Origin of the sequence: Vibrio sp. B1REV9, assembly GCF_905175395.2 — a bacterium.
In the GTDB taxonomy this organism is placed as follows: Bacteria; Pseudomonadota; Gammaproteobacteria; order Enterobacterales; family Vibrionaceae; genus Vibrio; species Vibrio alfacsensis.
The window spans coordinates 1,386,870-1,407,756 of record NZ_HG992746.1 but is presented as its reverse complement, the minus strand read 5'-3'; the positions used below and the strand labels follow the sequence as shown (position 1 = coordinate 1,407,756).

General features: G+C 43.9%; 19 protein-coding genes and 1 riboswitch. Of the genes, 4 read left to right on the top strand and 15 right to left on the bottom strand.

What is annotated here, in order from left to right:
- The first annotated feature begins 136 nt into the window (after positions 1 to 136).
- Positions 137 to 242, top strand: a riboswitch (cyclic di-GMP riboswitch).
- Between the two features lie 112 nt (positions 243 to 354).
- The gene (gbpA, locus tag KHN78_RS20310; protein ID WP_211918567.1) at positions 355 to 1,815 is read left to right on the top strand and encodes an N-acetylglucosamine-binding protein GbpA; all 1,461 of its coding nucleotides are present in this window, start codon (positions 355 to 357) and stop codon (positions 1,813 to 1,815) included.
- 91 nt (positions 1,816 to 1,906) lie between these two features.
- On the opposite strand, the gene KHN78_RS20305 is transcribed toward gbpA, so the two are convergent.
- On the bottom strand, positions 1,907 to 3,076 hold the full coding sequence (locus KHN78_RS20305; RefSeq protein WP_211918565.1) for a DUF1501 domain-containing protein: 1,170 nt from the start codon (positions 3,074 to 3,076) through the stop codon (positions 1,907 to 1,909).
- A gap of 8 nt (positions 3,077 to 3,084) precedes the next feature.
- Positions 3,085 to 4,473, bottom strand: coding sequence for a DUF1800 family protein (locus KHN78_RS20300; protein WP_211918563.1), 1,389 nt, complete (start codon positions 4,471 to 4,473; stop codon positions 3,085 to 3,087).
- A gap of 369 nt (positions 4,474 to 4,842) precedes the next feature.
- Between KHN78_RS20300 and KHN78_RS20295 the strand changes: the two genes are divergently transcribed.
- Positions 4,843 to 6,657 (top strand): methyl-accepting chemotaxis protein, encoded by a 1,815-nt coding sequence (locus KHN78_RS20295; RefSeq protein WP_211918561.1) that lies wholly within the window; start codon positions 4,843 to 4,845, stop codon positions 6,655 to 6,657.
- A gap of 46 nt (positions 6,658 to 6,703) precedes the next feature.
- Here the strand turns inward: KHN78_RS20295 and KHN78_RS20290 are convergent, their stop codons facing one another.
- The 10 genes from KHN78_RS20290 to rlmC all read right to left on the bottom strand — a co-directional run bounded on the left by KHN78_RS20290 (position 6,704) and on the right by rlmC (position 17,510).
- Positions 6,704 to 7,576, bottom strand: coding sequence for a patatin family protein (locus KHN78_RS20290; protein WP_211918553.1), 873 nt, complete (start codon positions 7,574 to 7,576; stop codon positions 6,704 to 6,706).
- 186 nt (positions 7,577 to 7,762) lie between these two features.
- The gene (gene fucO / locus KHN78_RS20285) at positions 7,763 to 8,911 is read right to left on the bottom strand and encodes a lactaldehyde reductase (protein ID WP_211918551.1); all 1,149 of its coding nucleotides are present in this window, start codon (positions 8,909 to 8,911) and stop codon (positions 7,763 to 7,765) included.
- Between the two features lie 14 nt (positions 8,912 to 8,925).
- Positions 8,926 to 9,573, bottom strand: coding sequence for an L-fuculose-phosphate aldolase (fucA, locus tag KHN78_RS20280; RefSeq protein ID WP_211918549.1), 648 nt, complete (start codon positions 9,571 to 9,573; stop codon positions 8,926 to 8,928).
- Positions 9,574 to 9,600: 27 nt separating this feature from the next.
- Positions 9,601 to 10,032 carry an L-fucose mutarotase gene (gene fucU, locus KHN78_RS20275; RefSeq protein WP_211918546.1) on the bottom strand — a complete coding sequence of 144 codons (432 nt, stop codon included), beginning with the start codon at positions 10,030 to 10,032 and terminating at the stop codon, positions 9,601 to 9,603.
- A complete protein-coding gene (gene fucK / locus KHN78_RS20270) occupies positions 10,025 to 11,470 on the bottom strand; it encodes an L-fuculokinase (RefSeq protein WP_211918543.1) in 1,446 nt (481 codons plus the stop codon). Before fucK ends, fucU begins: the two co-directional genes overlap by 8 nt.
- A 41-nt stretch (positions 11,471 to 11,511) precedes the next feature.
- Complete coding sequence (gene fucI, locus KHN78_RS20265; protein ID WP_211918540.1) at positions 11,512 to 13,260, bottom strand: L-fucose isomerase; 1,749 nt, start codon at positions 13,258 to 13,260, stop codon at positions 11,512 to 11,514.
- Between the two features lie 31 nt (positions 13,261 to 13,291).
- Positions 13,292 to 14,602 carry an L-fucose:H+ symporter permease gene (gene fucP, locus KHN78_RS20260; protein WP_211918537.1) on the bottom strand — a complete coding sequence of 437 codons (1,311 nt, stop codon included), beginning with the start codon at positions 14,600 to 14,602 and terminating at the stop codon, positions 13,292 to 13,294.
- 85 nt (positions 14,603 to 14,687) lie between these two features.
- Complete coding sequence (locus KHN78_RS20255; protein WP_211918518.1) at positions 14,688 to 15,398, bottom strand: DeoR/GlpR family DNA-binding transcription regulator; 711 nt, start codon at positions 15,396 to 15,398, stop codon at positions 14,688 to 14,690.
- 225 nt (positions 15,399 to 15,623) lie between these two features.
- Positions 15,624 to 16,265 (bottom strand): MarC family protein, encoded by a 642-nt coding sequence (locus tag KHN78_RS20250; protein ID WP_211918516.1) that lies wholly within the window; start codon positions 16,263 to 16,265, stop codon positions 15,624 to 15,626.
- Positions 16,266 to 16,379: 114 nt separating this feature from the next.
- Positions 16,380 to 17,510 (bottom strand): 23S rRNA (uracil(747)-C(5))-methyltransferase RlmC, encoded by a 1,131-nt coding sequence (gene rlmC / locus KHN78_RS20245; protein WP_211918514.1) that lies wholly within the window; start codon positions 17,508 to 17,510, stop codon positions 16,380 to 16,382.
- A gap of 145 nt (positions 17,511 to 17,655) precedes the next feature.
- Between rlmC and nfsA the strand changes: the two genes are divergently transcribed.
- Positions 17,656 to 18,378, top strand: a complete 723-nt coding sequence (gene nfsA / locus KHN78_RS20240; protein WP_211918512.1) for an oxygen-insensitive NADPH nitroreductase — start codon at positions 17,656 to 17,658, stop codon at positions 18,376 to 18,378.
- Between the two features lie 37 nt (positions 18,379 to 18,415).
- Here the strand turns inward: nfsA and KHN78_RS20235 are convergent, their stop codons facing one another.
- Both KHN78_RS20235 and KHN78_RS20230 read right to left on the bottom strand, forming a co-directional pair.
- A complete protein-coding gene (locus KHN78_RS20235) occupies positions 18,416 to 18,787 on the bottom strand; it encodes a hypothetical protein (protein WP_211918510.1) in 372 nt (123 codons plus the stop codon).
- Positions 18,788 to 18,791: 4 nt separating this feature from the next.
- Positions 18,792 to 19,100, bottom strand: a complete 309-nt coding sequence (locus KHN78_RS20230) for a monooxygenase (RefSeq protein ID WP_211918508.1) — start codon at positions 19,098 to 19,100, stop codon at positions 18,792 to 18,794.
- Positions 19,101 to 19,208: 108 nt separating this feature from the next.
- Between KHN78_RS20230 and KHN78_RS20225 the strand changes: the two genes are divergently transcribed.
- Entirely contained in the window at positions 19,209 to 20,105 is an 897-nt protein-coding gene (locus KHN78_RS20225; protein ID WP_211918506.1) for a LysR family transcriptional regulator, read from the top strand.
- Between the two features lie 73 nt (positions 20,106 to 20,178).
- Here the strand turns inward: KHN78_RS20225 and KHN78_RS20220 are convergent, their stop codons facing one another.
- A complete protein-coding gene (locus KHN78_RS20220) occupies positions 20,179 to 20,778 on the bottom strand; it encodes a TetR/AcrR family transcriptional regulator (RefSeq protein WP_211918504.1) in 600 nt (199 codons plus the stop codon).
- Positions 20,779 to 20,887 lie beyond the last annotated feature (109 nt).

Genomic DNA, 20,887 nt, shown 5'->3' with positions numbered 1-20,887 from the left:
CGAGTTCCCCAGAGACGTAAAAGTGACATTTCCAGAGTGCACGTTGTCTTGGGCATACACAAATTGAGCAAAAAATTCCCTCTACGAATTAACTTCTTTCCATAAACAAATTCTTAGGGTAAATTCCGCTTGCTCAATCACATTTCGGCAAACCATTTGAAAAAATGGGACGCAAAGCTTCCGGTCTGTCGGTACGTCCATAACTCAATAATAAACGTACCTATGATAGCGGGGTTGCCACTTAGTCATCAGCGCATGCTGAGGGTTTGCATCGCCGCAAACTTGTCCAACGACGAAGTGATACACGTGCGCCGAGGTGTGGCTTTTATTGTTAGCCCGTATAAAGGACATGTGATGAAATCATTCCCAAATAAATCTCTAGTAGCTTTGGCTCTAGCAAGCATCAGTTCAGGCGTTATGGCGCATGGTTACGTATCGGCATACAACGATGGCGTGGCTGCTAGTCGTGTAGCGTTGTGTAAATTCCCTACGTCAGACACAAACGAGAAAAACACCAACTGTGGTGCCATCCAATACGAACCACAAAGTGTTGAAGGTCCAGATGGCTTCCCAGAAACCGGCCCACGAGATGGTAAAATTGCGAGCGCGCAATCAGCGTTAGCAACCGCACTAGACGAACAAACTGCGGATCGTTGGGTAAAACGCCCAATCCAAGCAGGCGCTCAAACGTTTGAGTGGACATTCACGGCAAACCACGTCACGCACGATTGGAAATACTACATCACTAAGCCAAATTGGAACGCAAATGCATCACTGTCTCGTGATTCATTCGATCTGACGCCTTTCTGTGTGGTTGAGGGCAACATGGTTCAACCACCTAAACAAGTCAGCCATGAGTGTAACGTCCCTGCACGTGAGGGTTACCACGTTATTCTTGCCGTTTGGGATGTGGGTGATACCGCTGCGTCATTCTACAACGTTATCGACGTGAAATTTAACGGTGAAGGTCCTGTTGTTCCTGACTGGGCTCAAGGTGGCCAAATCATTCCAACAATGGATTTAAATGTTGGTGATTCGGTTTACACTCGCGTGTTTGACAAATCAGGTGAAAACGAATCATACCAAACTGAACTTGTGATCACTGATGCGACAATGGGCCAGGCAAAAAACTGGTCTTACGCTTTAGCAAATAAAATCAACCAAGAACAAAGCAAGCTAAAGGCTGGCCAGTTTGCTCAGGATAAGTTCACACCAGTATATGGTACAAACCCAGTGTACCTAAAGGCAGGTAGCGGCCTAGAGCGTGTGGAGGTTGGTTACAATATCGAAACGACTGAGCCTGAGTACTCACTAACCGTTGATGGTTTAGAAACAGAATATACCATTACCAACGAGCCTACGACGTTAGATCTTACTCTTACTGCACAAGGTGATGTATCCGCTGAGCTGACGGTTTACAACCACCACCGTGAACCTCTAGCAAGCTGGACTGGTAACATGGTAGATGGTGAAAATGAAGCTGTTTCACTCACACTAAATAAAGCAGAAGCTGGTCACCACATGTTAGTGACTCGCGTTAAAGATACAGACGGCAACCTAGTTGATCAGCAAACGCTCGATTTCCACCTGGCTGAAGAAACCGTAACACCACCAGCAGGTGATTACGATTTCGTATTCCCTGAAGGTCTATCCAACTACACTGCAGGTACCAAAGTACTCGCAAGCGATGGTCAAGTTTACCAATGTAAACCTTTCCCATACTCAGGTTACTGTGCGCAATGGAAAGAAACTGCGACACAGTACCAGCCTGCGACGGGTTCTCACTGGGAAATGGCTTGGGATAAGCTAAACTAATCATCTAGTTAATAAACAAAACCCCGCATGATGCGGGGTTTTCTATATCAATCATGGCGATGATGCTTTCTCAAACCAAGTAGAAGAACAGTTACACTCGCTTTATCAAGTCCGTAAAGTCTTGTTCCATTCCACTGCTAGGAAAAATCGTTTCAAGAGCGCTTGTTTGCATTCCCATATGCTGTGTCAAAACCGATTTAATAACTGCGCGCATATCATTAACTGGCGCCAAGTCTCGCCCTTGGTATAACTGCGCTTTTGACAAGCCAGGGAACTCCCCAAGCACTTTGCCACCATTGACCGCACCTCCTGCGATAAACATGACGTTCGCCGTTCCATGGTCCGTACCTTTCGTGCCATTCTCCGCCGCTGTCCGGCCAAACTCACTGGCTGCAATAACGACCGTTCTTGACCATTCATTGCGCAGTGATTGTTTCAGGCTCGCTAATCCTAAATCAAGTTTACGCAATTGTGCGGCAAGTCTCCCCGTTTCTGCCCCTTGTCCGGCATGAGTATCCCAACCTCCCAACTCTAATGCGGCAATGTTAGGACCACCTCTGGAAGAAAGAAACATCCCTGCTTGAGACGCCAGAACAGAGAATTGTTTACCTGATTGATTTCGGTCAGACATCATTTCGATATTAAGGGCCTCTTCAAAGTTGCTCGCAAGCCTATCATCACATTGAAACAACTCTTCTAGTAGCTCAATTTGACGATCTCGAGTATGCAATTTATTGGGATACCAACTACTCACCGCCTTATCGCCTTGAACAATCAGAGGCAATCCAAAATCGATCGCTAACCCTTTTGACTTCATATCTAATTGGAGTAGTCGATTCAACCAACCATCACGATGGTGCGGGTTATTTGTGCCATTTTCCAATATTTTTTGACCATCGAAATGTGACCTATCACGATATGGTGTCGCACAAGCATGCACCATGGCAAACTCTTGCTGCCGATACCACTCAAAGCAGGTTTTCATCGCTGGGTGCAAACCGTAAAACTGATCGAGCTTATTCAGTTTTTCTGCTTTAAGTCCAATATTAGGACGTAAACTCAAATACTGTGGATCACCATACGGAACAACGGCATTTAACCCATCCATTGCTCCTCGTAGTGTTATCCACACCAAGATATTCGGCGACGATGTATGTGCAAAAGCGGCACTCGGCAATAAACTACTTGCTCCTATCGCAAAAGCGGATTTTAAGAACTGACGACGATTAAAAACCATGCTGTTTTCTTGCGTAGACTTCATCACTGACCTCAACGATATTGAAACTGGGGGCTAAGCCAAAGCAGTGATAGTTTCATCTCTGCACTCGGTGCTTTTTGCATGACTAAATTTGTATGTTCATTTAGCGCATCGCCATACAAATGTTCACCGATTTTTTCTACTAGCTCATCAGCGCTAACACCTAGAGCTTTCACATTTTTCATTACTCGTTGAGCTATTTGATTCGATAGTTGCCACCGCTGCGTAAGAGCAGATGGACTGTTGTAATCCGCATCGTTATCAGGCCACCCAGCAGGAGACCCTGATAAAAAAGGGGGTTGTCCTAAGTTTCTTAAAGCGCCTAATATCCAATTTTCAACGTTATCAGCACGCTTTTCGTTTGATCCTAAATACGCCATATCTATACTGCGTAAAACCGCAAATAACCACTCTTGAGAAGTACGAAAACGAAGCGGTTGTGCCGAGTGACTTTGCGCACTTTTAATCAGTTGACGATAAACCGGAAGTAAATCGCCTTTCGACTTTAAGTAAGTCTGGCTCAAAGGCTCAATAAGTGATTCACCAGACGGACCACAGAAATGTCGAGCTAATTTTCTAGCCAAATGGTTTGCGGTATCTGGGTGCAGCGCTAAATCGTGTAGACACGCCCTACCCTGATCGATCCCCTTTTGTGGATAACGCTTACCAAGCAAAGTAATCGTACCCGGTTCATGAGCTGCGGCGTTAAACTGAAACCCAGTTCTTGGCGCTCTAAACCCGACACTCCACCCTGTGATCGCTTTAGAAAGTTCAATCACATCTTGTTGTGTATATTGGCTATCAACACCAAGCGTGTGCAACTCCATGATCTCTCGGGCAAGGTTCTCGTTTAAGCCTTTACCCCGCAAAGTACCTTGCTTTGAGTTAGGTCCTACCGACAAATTATTATCAAGGAACATCAACATTGCTGGATGCTGATTGACGGCTAAAAGCATATCAACGAAATTGCCATTCCAATGCTTACGAACAACTTCATTCTCTACACTTGCCACTATTGGCTGAACTTTTCTCGTATCAGCGGAGATGGCGAAGTGATTACTCCAAAACTGAATCAGTCGCTCTTGAAAGCCATGTGGTGTATTCAGCGTTTGTAAATTTCGTGCCTCAACCTGCCGCAAATACTGTTGTTTAAAAAACGAACCAAGTCGTTGCTGTACTTCCCGTTTCTTCTTAGGAGACTGCTTAAGCTTTCGCTTAGTTTCATTAAACGCGCTGAGTTCCAATAGTACATCATGAGAACTTAACAACTTAGTCACGGATTCATGCCAATATGTTTCACTGCTAAGTTGCTTCTCTAACGGCAACGTCTGTTGGCCATAAATCGGCCCAAAACCAAACCGCTGTTCAGATATAATGTTTTGAGTTGGGTAATACTGCATAACCATTTCCATGTAATGCGTTCAATTCGGGTTAATTGATTTTCATGGTTAACCTCTAGAAGTTTCTTGACCAATTCTAGTGGCTAGCGTTGCTTTCCATATCAATGAAATGCATTACATTTACCGCACCAATACTTGTTTCAGCATTAACTATTCCAAGTAACATTTGAGCAGCATCGCATTTCAGTAAAGCGACATAAATTCCAATATACACTTTCGATAGCTTTCAAACCGTGTGTTCACTCACAGCAATTTTATCAATCAACACTAAAATAAAACAAAACGAAAGAAAGCCAGCTGTATTTTATAAATTCATTTTCTAGATTGGCTACTTTCTCCATGGACTTTTGTGATTGATTAGGAGACAAGATGTTTCACTTGGACCAGTTTAGTTTTGGTAAACGGCTCGGGGCTGGGTTTGCGTTTATTATTTTGATGTTACTCATTGTTTTCGGCGAGGGGCTTCGTGCCCGTTGGGTAACAGAAAATCAAATAGACCAGCTCAACGCTGCCAACGTTGGTGTACGTGAAGTATTTGGCCTACAAGTTCTTGAGAACAGTTACCTAAATACTCGTGATCCTATTTATGCTGAGCGATTCAAAAAATGGCACGGTATTAACCTAAACAATTTTATTGCCAACCGTGAGTTATTTACCAACCAATCCGATCGCCTCCTTGTAGATACCTTTGCAAACGCGGGAACCTTATATGGGCAAGAGTTCGAACGCTTTCATCAACAAATGCTCTCTATTCAAACATTGGCCTCGTCATTAGAAAACCTTGAACAAAAATGGAGCTCTCAGTTTTCTTCCGATGCTGCTCAACTCATGCTGGTGAAACTCCGTCAAGCTCGTACTGAAATCGAGCTCACACTAGATCCAACGCTGACAAAACAATGGCAACACCAACTTGAACAACTGGCTGTCCAACCTAGCATCGAGAAAAGCGATGTAACGAATTACCAACGAGGGTTAAATGAGCTAACGGGATTGGTAGAAAAGTCCATAGCGACACGTGAAGCTATGATAAAAGACGCTACAGAAGTTCGAGACAGCGCAAAAGCTCTAGCTGCAAATATTGAAGCGGCAATGCTCAAAGAAAAGCGCTTTAGTGCGATTGTAAGCATCGTCGTGTGTTTATTGGCTCTTGTGATCAGTTTCTTTATCGGGTTAGTGCTTACGCGCTCGGTTGTAAACCCAATTAAAGCCACGATCGAAATCGTCAAGCGACTCGCAGATGGTGAGCTGCATCATCGTCTACCAGAGCAAGGCAAAGACGAAATGGCAAGCCTAGCGATTGCTATCAATCACATGACAAATTCACTTCATCACATGGTTAGCGATATCAGCCACAATCTTGCGCTTCTTAACAATATGACGACCGAAGTCGCATCTATGGCTAAAGACAACAATGAAGGTTCGAAAAAACAACTCATGGAGTCCGAGTCGGTCGCAACAGCAATGACTCAATTGACCACGACCACGACCATGGGAGAAATCACGAATAGTGTCTCTGATGTTGCTGACAGTGCCAAGCAAAGCCAACAGCTGATCGCGCATTGTAACGAAATTACGGATAAAGCGATTGACGATTTTTCTAAGCTTGATTCGGAGATCATGGGCGCATCAACTGTCGTTGAAAAGCTGGCACAAGGGACAGAGAACATCAGCTCGATGCTCGAAGTGATCAACAGCATTTCAGATCAGACCAACCTTCTTGCGCTTAATGCTGCGATTGAAGCAGCACGAGCAGGAGAACAAGGTAGAGGATTCGCAGTGGTAGCAGATGAGGTTCGTATGTTAGCGCACAGAACGCAAGACTCGACGAAAGAAATCAATACCATTATCGATTCTCTGCGTAATGATGCATCACAAGCCGTCAGCGTCATGGGGCAAAGTAGAAAAGCAATGTTAACTTCACAACAGCAAGTTAATGATATTGGCATCAATCTAAACGATGTCCAACATCTCGTTCAAAACGTTGCCGATCAAGCGATTAACTTGTCCTCAGCATCCATTGAGCAGAATGTCACCGCAGAATCATTCAACGATAGCATGCATGTTATTGTTGATATCACGAGAACCTCTTCAAATACTGCTAACGTACTTGAAAAAACAGCACGTCAGCTTTCCCAGTGTAGAGATGACATCAATACGCACATGACAAAGTTTCAGTTATCTTAAACCCGCGATACTACATGGCTGTATCAGACCGATACAGCCAATTTCATTACACGCAAAAGTGGCAGTTTTCTCGATCTAAACCATGAACACCAGACAAATTGATTAGGTGATCACGGCCCGCTGCCAGTCCCATTTCATACCCCTCTAATAAAACGGATTGACGCATAGAAAGACGCTGGACATGAAACTCATCTGGTGGCGCAATAACTCGAACTCGAGTCCCCTCTGGTGGGTTGCGAATAAACGCCAAAGATTCGTTATAGTTCTCTGAACGATGTAGCATGGCTTCTGCCATTTGTGGGTGATCTGCAAAGAGTTTTTTCATCAACCACGGCGTTTTTACTGGTTTTTTCTCATAATTAAGTGGGTGTGACAACACCACGGTAATGTCTCTTGCCCCCCTGCGGAAAGCTTCACGAACCGGAATCGAGTCAGCCACACCACCATCGGTATAGCAGCCCCCTGAAAAGCATGGCGTATGCTTATAAGCTATCGGTAATGCCGTTGTCGCCTCAATCGCAAGACTAAAGTTATGTTGATTAACACGGTAATAATCAGCTTTGCCCGTATCAACATTAGTCGTTGCCGCTAAGAAAGGAATGCCATTAAAAAGCTTCGCTTCATCGACCGGATACAAACGATTTGATTCTTCAAATAACCATTTAACATCAATTAAGTCGCCGCCTTTTAAAAATCGACGAGGATCAAAAAAACGCTTACTGGTAGCTAATTTGGTGATCACGTTGATACTGCGGTGCGGATAATCGGTCAAATATCCAATGAGATTTGATGCGCCTGCTGATACGCCAATCGCAAAATCAAACGGTTTGTAATTTTGCTCTAAAAAGGCATCTAAAACGCCGCTAGCAAAAACGCCACGCATTGCGCCACCCTCGACGACGATTGCTTTTGTTGCCATGTTTCCCCCCAATAAATATGCTTCAAAGATTACTGAAATTCGTGCTACAGCAACAATCGGTTATTCTTATTATTGAGATAGATGAAGTCTATTTATATCTGACGTTTAAAATGAAAACTAAATGTGCAAAAGCCTCGAACATAGTTTGCACGAGGCTTGATAGTGGACGCTGTTTATCTGAAAGAATTACAAACAAGCAAGATACAAATCTTCAATTTCTTTCGGAGTAGGCTGTCTTGGGTTCCCTCCTAAACAAGGATCAGCAAGCACTTTATCTATCCAATTGTGGCAGTCATCTTTGCTAATACCCAATGCCTTGAATCCTGTTGGTATATCGACTCGCTTCGATAAATTACGAATCAACGTAATCGCTAACTCGGCACCTTGCTCATTCGTTAAGCCTGTAATGTCTCCTCCCATCACTTGAGCGATATCACGGAATCGCTCAGGACAACGCTCAGCATTAAATGCACAAACTTGTGGCAGCAAAATCGCGTTGCATACACCATGAGGCAGGTTATGCGTTGCTCCAGGTTGGTGAGCCATTGCATGAACTAAACCTAACCCCGCACTATTAAATGCCATTCCGGCTAAGAACTGCGCGTTAGCTAACTGCTCACGAGCTTCAATGTTCTTGCCATCTTCAACTGCAACAGGAAGCCACTGTGCGATGAGTTTGATCGCCTCTAGCGCTGTTGGTTTGGTTAACGTATGCGCGCCCGGTGTTACATAAGCTTCAACTGCATGCGTCAGAGCATCCATTCCCGTTGCCGCCGTAACATGAGCAGGCAGATTGATCATCAACATTGGATCGTTGACCGCAATATCCGGGATCTGCTTGGCATCAATAATCACCATTTTAACTTGGCGAGCTTCATCAGTAATCACCGAATTCGATGTCATTTCTGCCGCCGTACCCGCTGTCGTATTGATCGCGATGAAAAAATCCCCAGCGTTTGACACCTTGCCAACACCATCGTAATCCACAATATCCCCAGGGTTAGCCGCAACAATTCGAATCGCTTTGGCACAATCCACAGGACTGCCACCGCCTACAGCAATAAAACAATCACATTCATTCTCAACGTACACCGAACGACCTTCTCGTACCAACGTCGCGGTTGGGTTCGGGGTGACTTTATCAAACAATTCATAATCAATTGAGGCTTGATCAAGTAACTCAAGCAGATGATCGAGAATACCCAACTCGACTAAGTTTTTATCCGTAACGACCATTGCGCGCTTCACTGGTTGCTGACTCAATGTCGCAATAGCATCATCAACAGCGCCAACGCCTGAATAACTTAACTTAGGAAGATTTAATGCAAATGCCATGACTGAATGCTCCTTTATTTCTCAATACGTAAACCGTAAGACTTGAACTTCTCAAGCACCACTTGCATCGAAACATCATCTAAAACTGGAACATCTGGCGTCACCGCAAGTGTTTTCAAATACAGATCGGCCAAGACTTCTACTTCATGTGCTAACCACAACGCTTTTTCTAAATTCGCTTCACCCGCAATTAAGCCATGATGTTGAAGCAAAATCGCCTTGCTCTTCGAAATCCCCTCTTCAACATATTGCGCCAATTTTGCGCTACCAAATGTGGCATACGGAACACAAGGAATTTCTGTTGTGCCTGATGCAGCCACCATGTAATGAATCGCTGGGATAGGCTTATTCAAAATAGAGACAGCGGCACAGTTAATCGCATGGTTGTGCACAACCGCATTCACATCATCACGCTGTTGATAGCAAGTCAGGTGGAATAACCACTCAGAAGATGGCAATTTCCCCTCTTCAAAGCTACCATCCTCGGCAACATACACAATATGGTCTGGCGTCAACTTGTCATAAGGAATGCCAGTTGGGGTAATCAACATACCATTATCAAAGCGCACACTCACATTGCCTGCTGTGCCTTGGTTTAATCCTAGACGCGTCATTTCTAAGCAGGTATCAATAATTTGTTGGGACAGTTCTACTCGGTTCATTTCTATATTCCTTAATCTTTTTTATTCTTAAAAAGTTGTCACGCCTTTTTTGAGGATGATGTTGCCATATTTGGCCGTCTCCCCAGTCAGCACCACTGCGTAGCACTGTTTAACTCGCTCATAAAAAGCAAAGCGCTCTACTCTCTCAATTTGTTCTTGTTTCACGTCGGCAACCGTCATTGCCTCTAGGTATTTTTTTTCCACATTAGGATCGAGCTCATCCCCAGGTACGGCTTGCATCATCACAACGGGTTGATCCACATACTGATCGAGCTCAAATAACGCCACGACCCCGGTTAACAAGGTATCCACGCCAACACCGTCACAACGGATCACATGTTGGCCGAAGGTATGAGCAGGAAAGTGCGCGTCAGCGAAAAGGATTTCATCGCCATGCCCCATTTCAGATAGGGTCGCTAAAAGCTTTGGTGAAATCGCTGGATGAATACCTTTAAGCATGGCTATACTCCTTGTCTGTGTCCGTTATAAAAATCGGATTCACTACTCGTAAACTCGGTTTCATTTTGCATTGGGCTGTTTGAATATTTGGGTAATAACCTGCGCCAGAAAACGCAAACATCGCCGCACCAATTACCGTTGCTTCAGCTTGCTCAACAATATGTAGTGGCCTTTGCAATGCATTAGCTCTCAATTGGTTCCACAGTGCGTTCTTGGTTCCACCACCGACAACAACCACGGGACCATCATTCAGATTGCAAAGCTGATTGAGATAATCAAAACGCTGCTTAAGCTGATGACTTAATCCCTCAAAAACGGCTCGAACGATCTGGCCTCGCGAAGTATGAATAGAGAGTCCCTCAATAGAACCTTGCCCTACGCCATCAACGCTGGTTGTAAAGTTCGGAGTAAAGATCACGCCTCCAGCCCCGGCTCCCGCCTCATTCGCCTCTTGGATCATGGTGGTGTATAGCTCGCCCGTACTTTGTTCCGCAGTAAAAAACTGATTGGCAACCCACTCAACAACCGCACTGGATAACCATTGTGTTGCTGGGTTGTAGAAACCTTGAACGGAATCAAGTTCGACGGTCACGCCATTTTTTAATGCCATGGAATCAAGTTGAGGTCGTTGGCTACGAGCCATCAATATTTCCCATGTACCGGAACTTAAAAATGCCTGATTCTCTTCGGCGCCAGAACCAATTAATGCAAATTGAGTATCGTGACCGGCAGAGATAACCGGAATGTCACTCTTAATACCAAAGCTCTCTGCAACACTCTGATTAACCTTACCAACCACATCTCCCGCCATCACTAAAGGAGGGAAGTTCGCCTCTGATAAACCTAAGTAATTCAGAACTGAGCTACTCCACCCACAACGGTCTAGATCCGTCATCATCGATGTGCCAGCCATGGTGTAATCGGTTGTCATAACACCTGTCAATCGGTGCGTAATCATCGACGAAATGAACACAAATTTATCCATATCACTGAAAACTTGTGGCTCATGCTCTTTTAGCCAGCGCAGCTTGTACAAGGTGTTAAAACTGTAGTCTCCGATACCATTGTTCTGATAGAGTTCAAGGCGGTCCAATTCAGATTCAACCTGCTTCATGGCCGTTAAAGTACGTGGACATTTCCAAGAAATAATCGGGTAAATCTGTTTTCCTTGGCTATCGAATGGCGCACCATCAACACCAAATGTGGTCACCGTGAAAGCCAGAACATTGTCAGCGCCAACTTGAGAGACAACATGGCGGCCGCACTCAACTAATTTCTGCCAAATGTCTTCAAAATCCCAAACATGAAAGTCTGAGTTATTCGCATCGTTTTTCGTCGAATTTTTAATGAAGTGTGAAGCAACAATATTGCCTTTTGGATCAATGGCGATTGCACGTAAGTTCGTTGCACCACAGTCCAAAACAACCACTACTGACATAGAAACTCCTATTGGGGCGGAGTTTCCCCCGCCCACCGTAGTTACTTGTAAAGAGGACCGAAGTTGGCACAAGCACGGTAGTCTTGACCTTCTTTATCCTGGCCAAATGCACTCCATGTATGTGGTCGGAATACATCTTTGTCTTCGACGTTGTGCATCGCAACCGGAATACGCAACATGGATGCCAACGTAATTAAGTCTGCACCAACATGTCCATACGTGATCACACAGTGGTTTGCGCCCCAGTTTGCCATGACCGAGTAAACATCTTTAAATGCGCCCTCACCATTGATGCGTGGTACAAACCAAGTTGTTGGCCAAGTTGGGTTCGTGCGTTCATTCAATGTTTCATGCACTTCTTTCGGTAATGTGATGGAGTGACCTTCTGCGATTTGCAACACAGGACCAATACCTTTAATGAGGTTAATTCGGTGCATCGTAAATGGCATACCACCATGAGTTAGGAAGTTTGACGAGAAACCGCCTCCACGGAAGTATTCAACATCTGCTGGTGGCCAACGAGTTGCACTCAAACATGCCTCTGCGTCTTCTGCGCTCATATCCCAATGAGGCTTAATGACCGCTTCACCGTGTTGATCTTTTGCTTCACCAGAACCATCTAGCGCAGCAGAGCCTGAGTTAACTAAGTGAATAAAACCTGCTTCAGGTCGATAGCCACTCACACGTTCAACAGAATCCTGAGACCAGTATGTACGCACATCACAGAACACTTGTGCTTGACCAGTTAGCATTTTGCCAAACAGCATGTTGACACCATTTAGACTGTCATTCTCTGTGGCGATAACAAACGGCTCACGGATGCCATTCCAATCAAAGGATGAGTTGAGGATAGCTTCACTAAAGTCACCATTCGGCAAATGATCCGTCCAATGACGCTGACCTTGGAAACCACCAACCACGGCATTGTGACCAAGCGCTTCTTCGCCAAAGCCCATTTCGGCCAATCTTGGATTGCCTTCCATTAAGTCACGCATAATCATGGTCATCTTAACCACAGTTTCCCAGTCTTCTTTCTTACGCTCTTCATCCATTGCAATGCGGTTGTAATCTTTGCCCTCTTGGCAGTGCTCTTTGGTCCACGCCAATGCAAGTTCAAACTCTTCTTTATCAAAGATTTCACGGTCTAGGCGGCGTTTAATTTCTGTCATGTCAACATACTCATTACGCATACCCAAGTAGTGCTGGAAGAATGGCTGGTCGACAATTGAACCTGCAATACCCATTGAAACAGAACCCATTGACAGGTAAGACTTACCGCGAATACTTGCCACCGTTAAACCCGCGCGACAGAAGCGTAAGATTTTGTCTTGTACATCCGATGGAATAGAGGTGTCGTCTTTATCTTGTACTTCTTCACCATAGATTGAGAACGCTGGCAAACCAACTTGAGAATGTCCTGCCATTGCTGCTGCAAGATACACTGCCCCAGGACGCTCTGTACCATTAAAGCCCCAAATCGCTTTAGGCATATGCGGATCCATATCGATGGTTTCCGTGCCATAACACCAGCAAGGCGTCACAGTAATACTTAAGCCAACATTTTCGCGTTTAAATTTATCTGCACAAGCTGCGGCTTCCGCTACACCACCAATCGTAGAATCTGCAATAACACACTCAACGACTTCACCACTTACATGACGAACATTTTCCGCAATGAAGTTGGCAAGGTTCTTTGCCATATTCATCGTTTGCTCTTCTAGCGACTCGCGTACACCAAGACGACGACCATCAATTGTAGGGCGGATACCGATTTTGACTAAGTTGTTCATTTTTAAATTCTCTTATTTCACATTAATCTAATTATTTTTCGATTTGGTAGCCTTTAAGGCCAAAGTAAACGAGGTAAGCAAAGCCAATAAGTGGGATAACGAAAGCGGCTTGAATACCCATTGAATCTGAAAGTTGTCCCATGATTGCTGTTAGTACAGCACCACCAAGGATTGCCATGATTAAGCAGCTACCTCCGAATTTAGAGTCACCACCTAGGTCTTGTAGAGACAGGCCAAAAATTGTTGGGAACATCAAAGACATACACGCAGAGATACCAACTAACGCATAGGCGCCTGTAACACCACCGACGGTCATCAACACAAGCACAAGTAGAGAAGCAACCAAAGCAAGTGCCGCAAGTAATTTTTCAGGCGCGATGTACTTCATCAGGCCCACGCAGATAAAGCGGAATGCGCTAAACACAACGATAGAAGCAAGTAAGAAGTTTGATGCGTCGGCCTCTGTTCCACCCACTTGTGTCATTACATAACGAATGGTCCAAGACCAACAACCTATCTGACAACCCACGTAGAAAAACTGCCCAATGACACCGCGTACAAAATGTTTCTTTTGTGCTAAACGGGCAAATGTCGCTCTCATTGAGTGATCGGCACCATCACTCACCATGACTTCTTTCGCTTTTGGCATTTTCGTGAACGCAATGGCTAACCAAACGACAACGATGACAGCAGCAACTGCAAGATATGGCATCATTACTGCGTCAAGTTCTGCCGTTTGAATCGTGCTTAACTGCTCTGGAGACATTGCGGCACGTTCTGCATCAGAAGCGGGATGAAGTTGAGAAAGAATGTAGAACTTACCAATCAAGACACCGGTAATTGAACCCACAGGATTAAATGCTTGCGCAATATTTAGTCGGCGCGTGGCGGTTTCTTGCGGTCCCATTGCAATAATGTAAGGGTTAGCACTGGTCTCGAGAATAGAGAGACCACCAGCCAAAACAAACAAAGCCATTAGAAACGGTAAGTATTCCATCGCTTGAGCCGCTGGATAGAACAGCAATGCACCAGATGCGAAGAGGCCTAAACCAAGTAACACGCCCGCTTTATAGCTGTAGCGCTGAATAAACAGAGCAGCTGGTAATGCTAGAACAAAATAAGCTCCGTAGAATGCCGTCTGTACTAAGCCAGATTGCATGTCGGTTAACGTAAATACCTTTCTAAACTGTGCAATCAATACATCAGTCATATTATTTGCCAACCCCCATAAAGCAAAGCAAGAGGTAAGTAAAATAAATGGTATTAGTACAGCCTTTGGAATAACTTCGTCATTCCCTTTCTTTATTTCTGGTTGTGGTGCGGATGATAAAATGTCAGTCATTTTAAATTCCTTTAGGTACAGTCATTCCCCTCATTATTTTTATAGGAATGAGTTTCACGTTATTGGATTATATTTTTATTTACTTTTATTTACTTATTGAGGCATTAGATATCACTAAATTTATTTCATCTAAGCCACAAATTCTTAGTAAGCCTTTCTTTTTATATTTGCTTTTATCGGCTAACAAAATTACTTTATCAGAAACGTCTATAAACGTTTTCTTTATCTCATAGTTGTATTCGTTCGAGTCCCATACTCCTGAGTGCTCATCGAAGCCAACACAAGAGATTACACATAGGTCTAATGCCATTTCAGACAAGGTATTTCTAGCAATCATTCCATAGAATGCTTTATATTTTTCAGAAAAATATCCGCCTAAACTAATAATGCTAATATTTTGTTTTCCACATAATACATTTATGTTATTAATCGAATTCGTTACCACGGTGCATCTTATATTTGGCATTGATTGAGCAACTAACCAACTTGATGAGCTTGCGTCTAAGCCAATAACAGAGCCCTCGTATATATTCGATATCACTTGATCGACTAAATATTTTTTATCATCAATGTTACTGCAAGCACGGTTATTAAATGAGGTTCCCTCATCTTGATACTGTTTTCCAACCGCTCCACCATGAACTCGAACAAGCTCTCCTTTTTTATCAAGTAATTTTAGATCTCTTCTTATTGTCTCAACGGATACTTTTAACTCTTCCGATAAGTCAACAACAGATACTTGTCCCACTTTAGCGATAACTTTAAGTATATAACTGGCTCTTGTGGCTGCTTGCATTAATAACGAACTCGACAACTTTCAATGACTGCGATATTAATTTAAATGGTGATAAATACTGCGATGCTCATCACAAGCAATTTCTACCTGCCCACTTTTGACCGAAAAGGTGAATACCCACACAAAAAAACGGGCATTTGATGTGAGAAACGGGCATTGGAGGAGAATTAAAGCAAAAAAAAAGCCCAAACGGTCAAGTTCGGGCATCATTTAAAAAACTGTCAATTATGAAAATACAGTCTTGTACGCTTCTGCTGCTCCGTCGATAAACATCTGAGTGCCAATCACCGCAAGGATCAAGCCCATCATCTTAGTAATCACGTTTAGAGCACTTGGGCCGACCGCTTTGACCAAACGGTCACCAAATAAAAACAATACATAGGTGATCAAACATAAGACCGCAAACGACACAATGGTAATGATCGTCTGATCAAACCCGCCCGCAGTGGCAAAGTTCATGGCGGTCGCTATCGTTCCTGGCCCAGCTAAAATAGGCATTGCTAGAGGCGAAACCGCAATACTTAAGGCGGCTTGTTGTTGAGCTGGAGAATAGGCCTTTTCTTTGGTTTTTTGATGTGTCGATTCACCTTGTAACATGCGGAAACCGATCATAAAAACTAAGATGCCTCCGGTAATACGCAAGGCATATAAGGTGATACCAAACAGATCAAAAATAAGTTTTCCGGCGACCGAAAATACCGCCACAATCAAAAAAGCAAAAAACACCGAGCGAAACGCGATCGAACGGACCGTATCTTTCTCTTCATCCGCCGTCAAACTCAAAAAAATGGGAATATTGGCTATCGGATTCATAATGGCAAAAAAGCCCATGAATACCGTAACGGTATGTAGGATCAGTTCTTTCATGCTGTTCACTTCTATAAGCTATTGATTCTGATAATCAGTATACCCAAATTCTCTACTCACTCACGGACTAAATTTTAATCTAATCGCACGCATCACAAGCAAAAATACTATCGACTAGCTTCTTTCCAACAACATCATAGCTTCTGTGTGATCCGTATGGGGAAACATGTCAAACCACTGACAACGTAATATCTTGTAGCTCGACATCACCAACAAATCTTTCGCCATCGTCTCTGGATTGCAGCTTGAGTAAATAACGTATTTTGGCCCGGACAGTTCCAATTGTTCAGCCAATGATGTCCCTAACCCTCTACGAGGGGGATTCACTAATATCAATTCTGGCATTTTCTCTTGTGACTGGGAGAAACTTCCCGAATCCAATGCGGCAAAGTCGAGATTTTCAATACCCATCATCGCAGCTGAACGCTTTGCACTTGCGATCGCCTCGGCTTCAATTTCAATTCCCGTGACTGAGGTATGCTCTGATGCACAATGCAAACCAAAACCGCCAACACCACAGAAAAGATCCCACATGGCCTTAGGTTTAATCTCTGCCACCCATTGCTGTGCGGTGGCATAGAGTTTTTCAGCCACCTGTGGATTGGTTTGAAAAAAGCTCTTAGGTCTTATCACCAAAGGAACATGATTAAAGCGCTCAAGCAAACTCTGCTGCTGAGTGAGAAATATTTCTTCTTCCCCTTCAAGACGCGCCATATGGACAGGCTGAATATTCACCGTCACAACCGTTACATTAGGAAAGGCTTGCTGCAAGCGAGGTAAATTCACTCGTACCCGTTCCAAAGCCGAGTCACTGCGCATCACAAATCGCAGCATGAATTCACCACTATTTTGCGCTCGCGTCAGCAACACGAATTTCAATTCACCTTTCTTTTTAACTTTGTTGTAAGGCGGTATACCAGCCACGCGAATCCAGTCTTGCAAATAGCTTAAGAACTGCTGCGTCTCATCAGGATAAAGAGGGCAATTAACTAACGATAATGGCGAACCATCTTGCACGTTTTCAATGCCTAGCGTGGGTTGATGCGCCGCCCCAAGTGCGACCATTTTAGCCTTATTGCGAAACTGTGTTTTCTCACTCAGCACTGGCGCTAACCACTGTTGTGGAGAAAATGGGGCAAACATCGCCCTCAGTCGAGCGTCTTTCTGCTCGACTTGAAGTGAGTATGGGATGTCGCTGTTTTTACAAGAAGCACAACGCTGCTGAGCAAAGAATTCACATCGCATGATGAATCGCCGTTTCAAAGAAAAAGCGCAAGTCTAGCTCTCTACTCTCGCTTTACTATTCTGATTATTTACCATGACGATAAAAATGTTTATGTTGTACAAACAAAGGTAAAGAAACGCATTAGAAGAGCAAGGACGTGATCCCGTGAACAGTACCATTCAAACCATCTTAAACCACCGTTCAATTCGAAAGTTCCGCTCTGAAGCAATTTCGAGTGAACAACTACAAACCATTATCCAAGCGGGATTAGCAGCATCGTCATCAAGTATGTTGCAAGTCGTGTCTATTATTCGAGTCACCGATCTTGAAAAGCGTCAACGGCTCGCACAATACGCAGGCAATCAGGCTTATGTCGAAAGTGCCGCGGAGTTTTTGGTGTTTTGTATCGACTACCAACGTCACGTCAGCATCAATCCAAATGTCCAAACAGACTTTACTGAGTTGACGCTCATTGGTGCGGTTGATTCAGGCATTATGGCGCAAAACTGTTTGCTTGCTGCTGAGTCTATGGGATTGGGGGGCGTCTACATCGGAGGTTTAAGAAATAACGCAGAAAAAGTGGATGCGCTGCTTGAATTGCCTCAAGGCTCCGCCGTGCTATTTGGCATGTGCTTAGGCCATCCTGATCAAAGCCCTGAAATCAAACCCCGCTTACCAGCTCATATCATCGTACATGAAAATCAATATGAGCCGCTTAACTTAGGTGATATTCAGCAATACGACCAAACGATGCAGAGTTATTACGCCAATCGTTCTAGTAACCAAAAACAAAGCACTTGGTCTCAAGATGTGTGTAGCAAACTATCTGGTGAGTCACGCCCTCATATTCTACCTTACTTAAACAGCAAGGGCTTAACTAAGCGTTAACGCAAATTGCCCTGTGCTTAAATCACAGGGCGTTTGACTAATTCAACCTAAACTGCTTATAAGTCATAAAGCTCAGTAGAATGAAAAAAGCAGGATCGCTCCAACCGAAACCAATAAACACACCAGTCACACCCGCATAAATGGTGATCACTGCACCTAATAGATTGGTAATAAGCAATGCCTTAAATAATTGCTTTGCCATTCGTCCCGGCTCAACATCTTTTAGCATGAAGCTGATAGCCGCAATACCACCTAAAAAGATTGAAGTATGCTGAGACAAAAACAAAGCATATTGATCGTTGATCTGTACTCCATACATCGGCCACATCATAGTTGGTATGAAAAACAAAGCAAAAGCGAACAAAGCATAGATCGCGCCATGTACAGTAAGAAAAGTGCGATTAGTCATGATGTTACTCTTCAATTGGCGCACAATTAATGTGGCTCAATGGGCCATTAATATCAAAAATTTGGCCTCGCACTTCAGTGATGCCCATAGTTTTTAATCGTGCAGTATGCATGTCCAAATACGCTAAAGCAGAAGCTTCATCTTCAAATAAGTAGATACCACCCCCTAAATTATCTTTCTGGCTTTCCGTCCAAATCTTCCAAAGGAAACCTGGCTCTTGATTGATGGACTGCGCCAACTCAACCATAGCGTTAGACATTTCTTCCCCAAAAGGACCGTGATATTCAAAATCAACTTGAAGTAATTTAACCATGAGTGCCACCTAAATTTATTGACTCAGTTTCGATACGAGAATTATCACCTGTATAAAACTGACAAAAAAGTTCATAATGTCGCCAGTAATTGTTGAAAAAACTGACCAATGAAACTCAAAACAACCTTAGAGCAATGGCAAACATTGCAAGCTATTGAGCAAGCAGGCAGCATCCAGTCTGCCGCAATACGCCTGAATAAAAGCCATACGACATTAATCTATTCAATAAAAAAGCTGGAATCACAGCTCGGTCTTAAGCTCATTGAAGTAAAAGGACGTAAGGCAGGATTAACGGAACATGGCAAAACCATGCTACGCCGAGCGCAATCGATGCTGGAGCAAGCAAGAGAGTTGGAGGTGATTAGTAAGCAATTAGATAGCGGTGTCGAGCCCGAAATAACCGTCGCCATCGACCATTTATGCGATCAGCGTTGGCTGTATGAACCGTTAAGTCAGTTTTTTCTACACAACAATACAACGTCAGTTCAAGTAGTAGAAACATCATTGAGTAAAACAACTGAGATGGTGACTAATGAACTGGCTGACATTGCCATCATCAACTTACCGATCACTAATTACCCAGCCGAAGCCTTTGGTGTGACCTCAATGGTACCCGTCATTGCAACTCATCACCCCCTAGCTTCACAGAGTTTAGTTTCACTGGCCGATTTTTCTACTACTAGCCAGATTGTTGTTCGTGATCTGGGAGAATCAAAAAAAGAAAAACGAGATGTAGGCTGGTTACGCGCTCGACAAAGAATCACCGTCGACAGCTTTGATCATGCATTTCGCGCGGTAGAGCAAGGAGTTGGATTTTGTCGTGTTCCTGAGCATCTTGTCGAATATCGCCAAAGTGACAAAATCAAAGTTCTGGAATTGGAACACTCAAATCAGTATCAAGTTGCATTGCACCTCACCTTACCGAAAGGCGCAAAGAGTGGAGCGGCAACACTGGACTTATATCGAATCCTATTAAAGAGTGCTTCGAATCGCATGGCACGTTAACCGCGTACTGTTAGTCTTGCTGCTACATCAATCAATAAGTAGATGGCGAATCGAATCAAACTCAATCCCAACGTCAGGAGTTACGATAGCCATCCAAAAATAGCATCAGAATATCATCAACCGTTTTCTTGCGTTGTTCTAACGTCGGTTCATCTAGATTGGCAACCAACTGTGGCCATAAGAAATTTCCTTTCAACAGACACATCAGCATGTTACTCATCATGACCGGATCGTGGGGCTTTATCCTCTTATCATCAATCGCTTGGGCAAACCATAAATCTAGCTGCTGATCTTGACGTTGGAGTTGATGTAAATAGCTGCTAGCAAACTCAGGGGTGCGAATAAACTCGCTGATGACCATTCTTGCTAATGGCAGCCCAAAATCTTCATACATCGAGTCGAGCTTAGCGTGTAAATACCCCCTAAGCTGAGTGTTCAGATCTGCCATTGGACAATACTGAAATTGTAACTTCGCTGTCTGTTTCTCTAGGGCAGCTTGTATCGATTCAATAAACAGTTGATCTTTACTTTCAAAATGGCGATATAACGTCCTTTTCGATGTGGCCGCCCGCTCACATACTCTGTCCATGTTCGCGCAAGTAAAGCCATGCTCAATAAACTCTTGTTGAGCCGCTTCTATAAGCGCTAAGCGTTTCTTCTCTGAAAGTTTCATTATTCTCGATTAACTACCACTTATTAATGAATTCGGAGTATAGCTTACAAAAACAAAATGTACACTTTGAAGTTTACTTTTGTGTTTTTTCGAGTAAGATGCGGTCTCC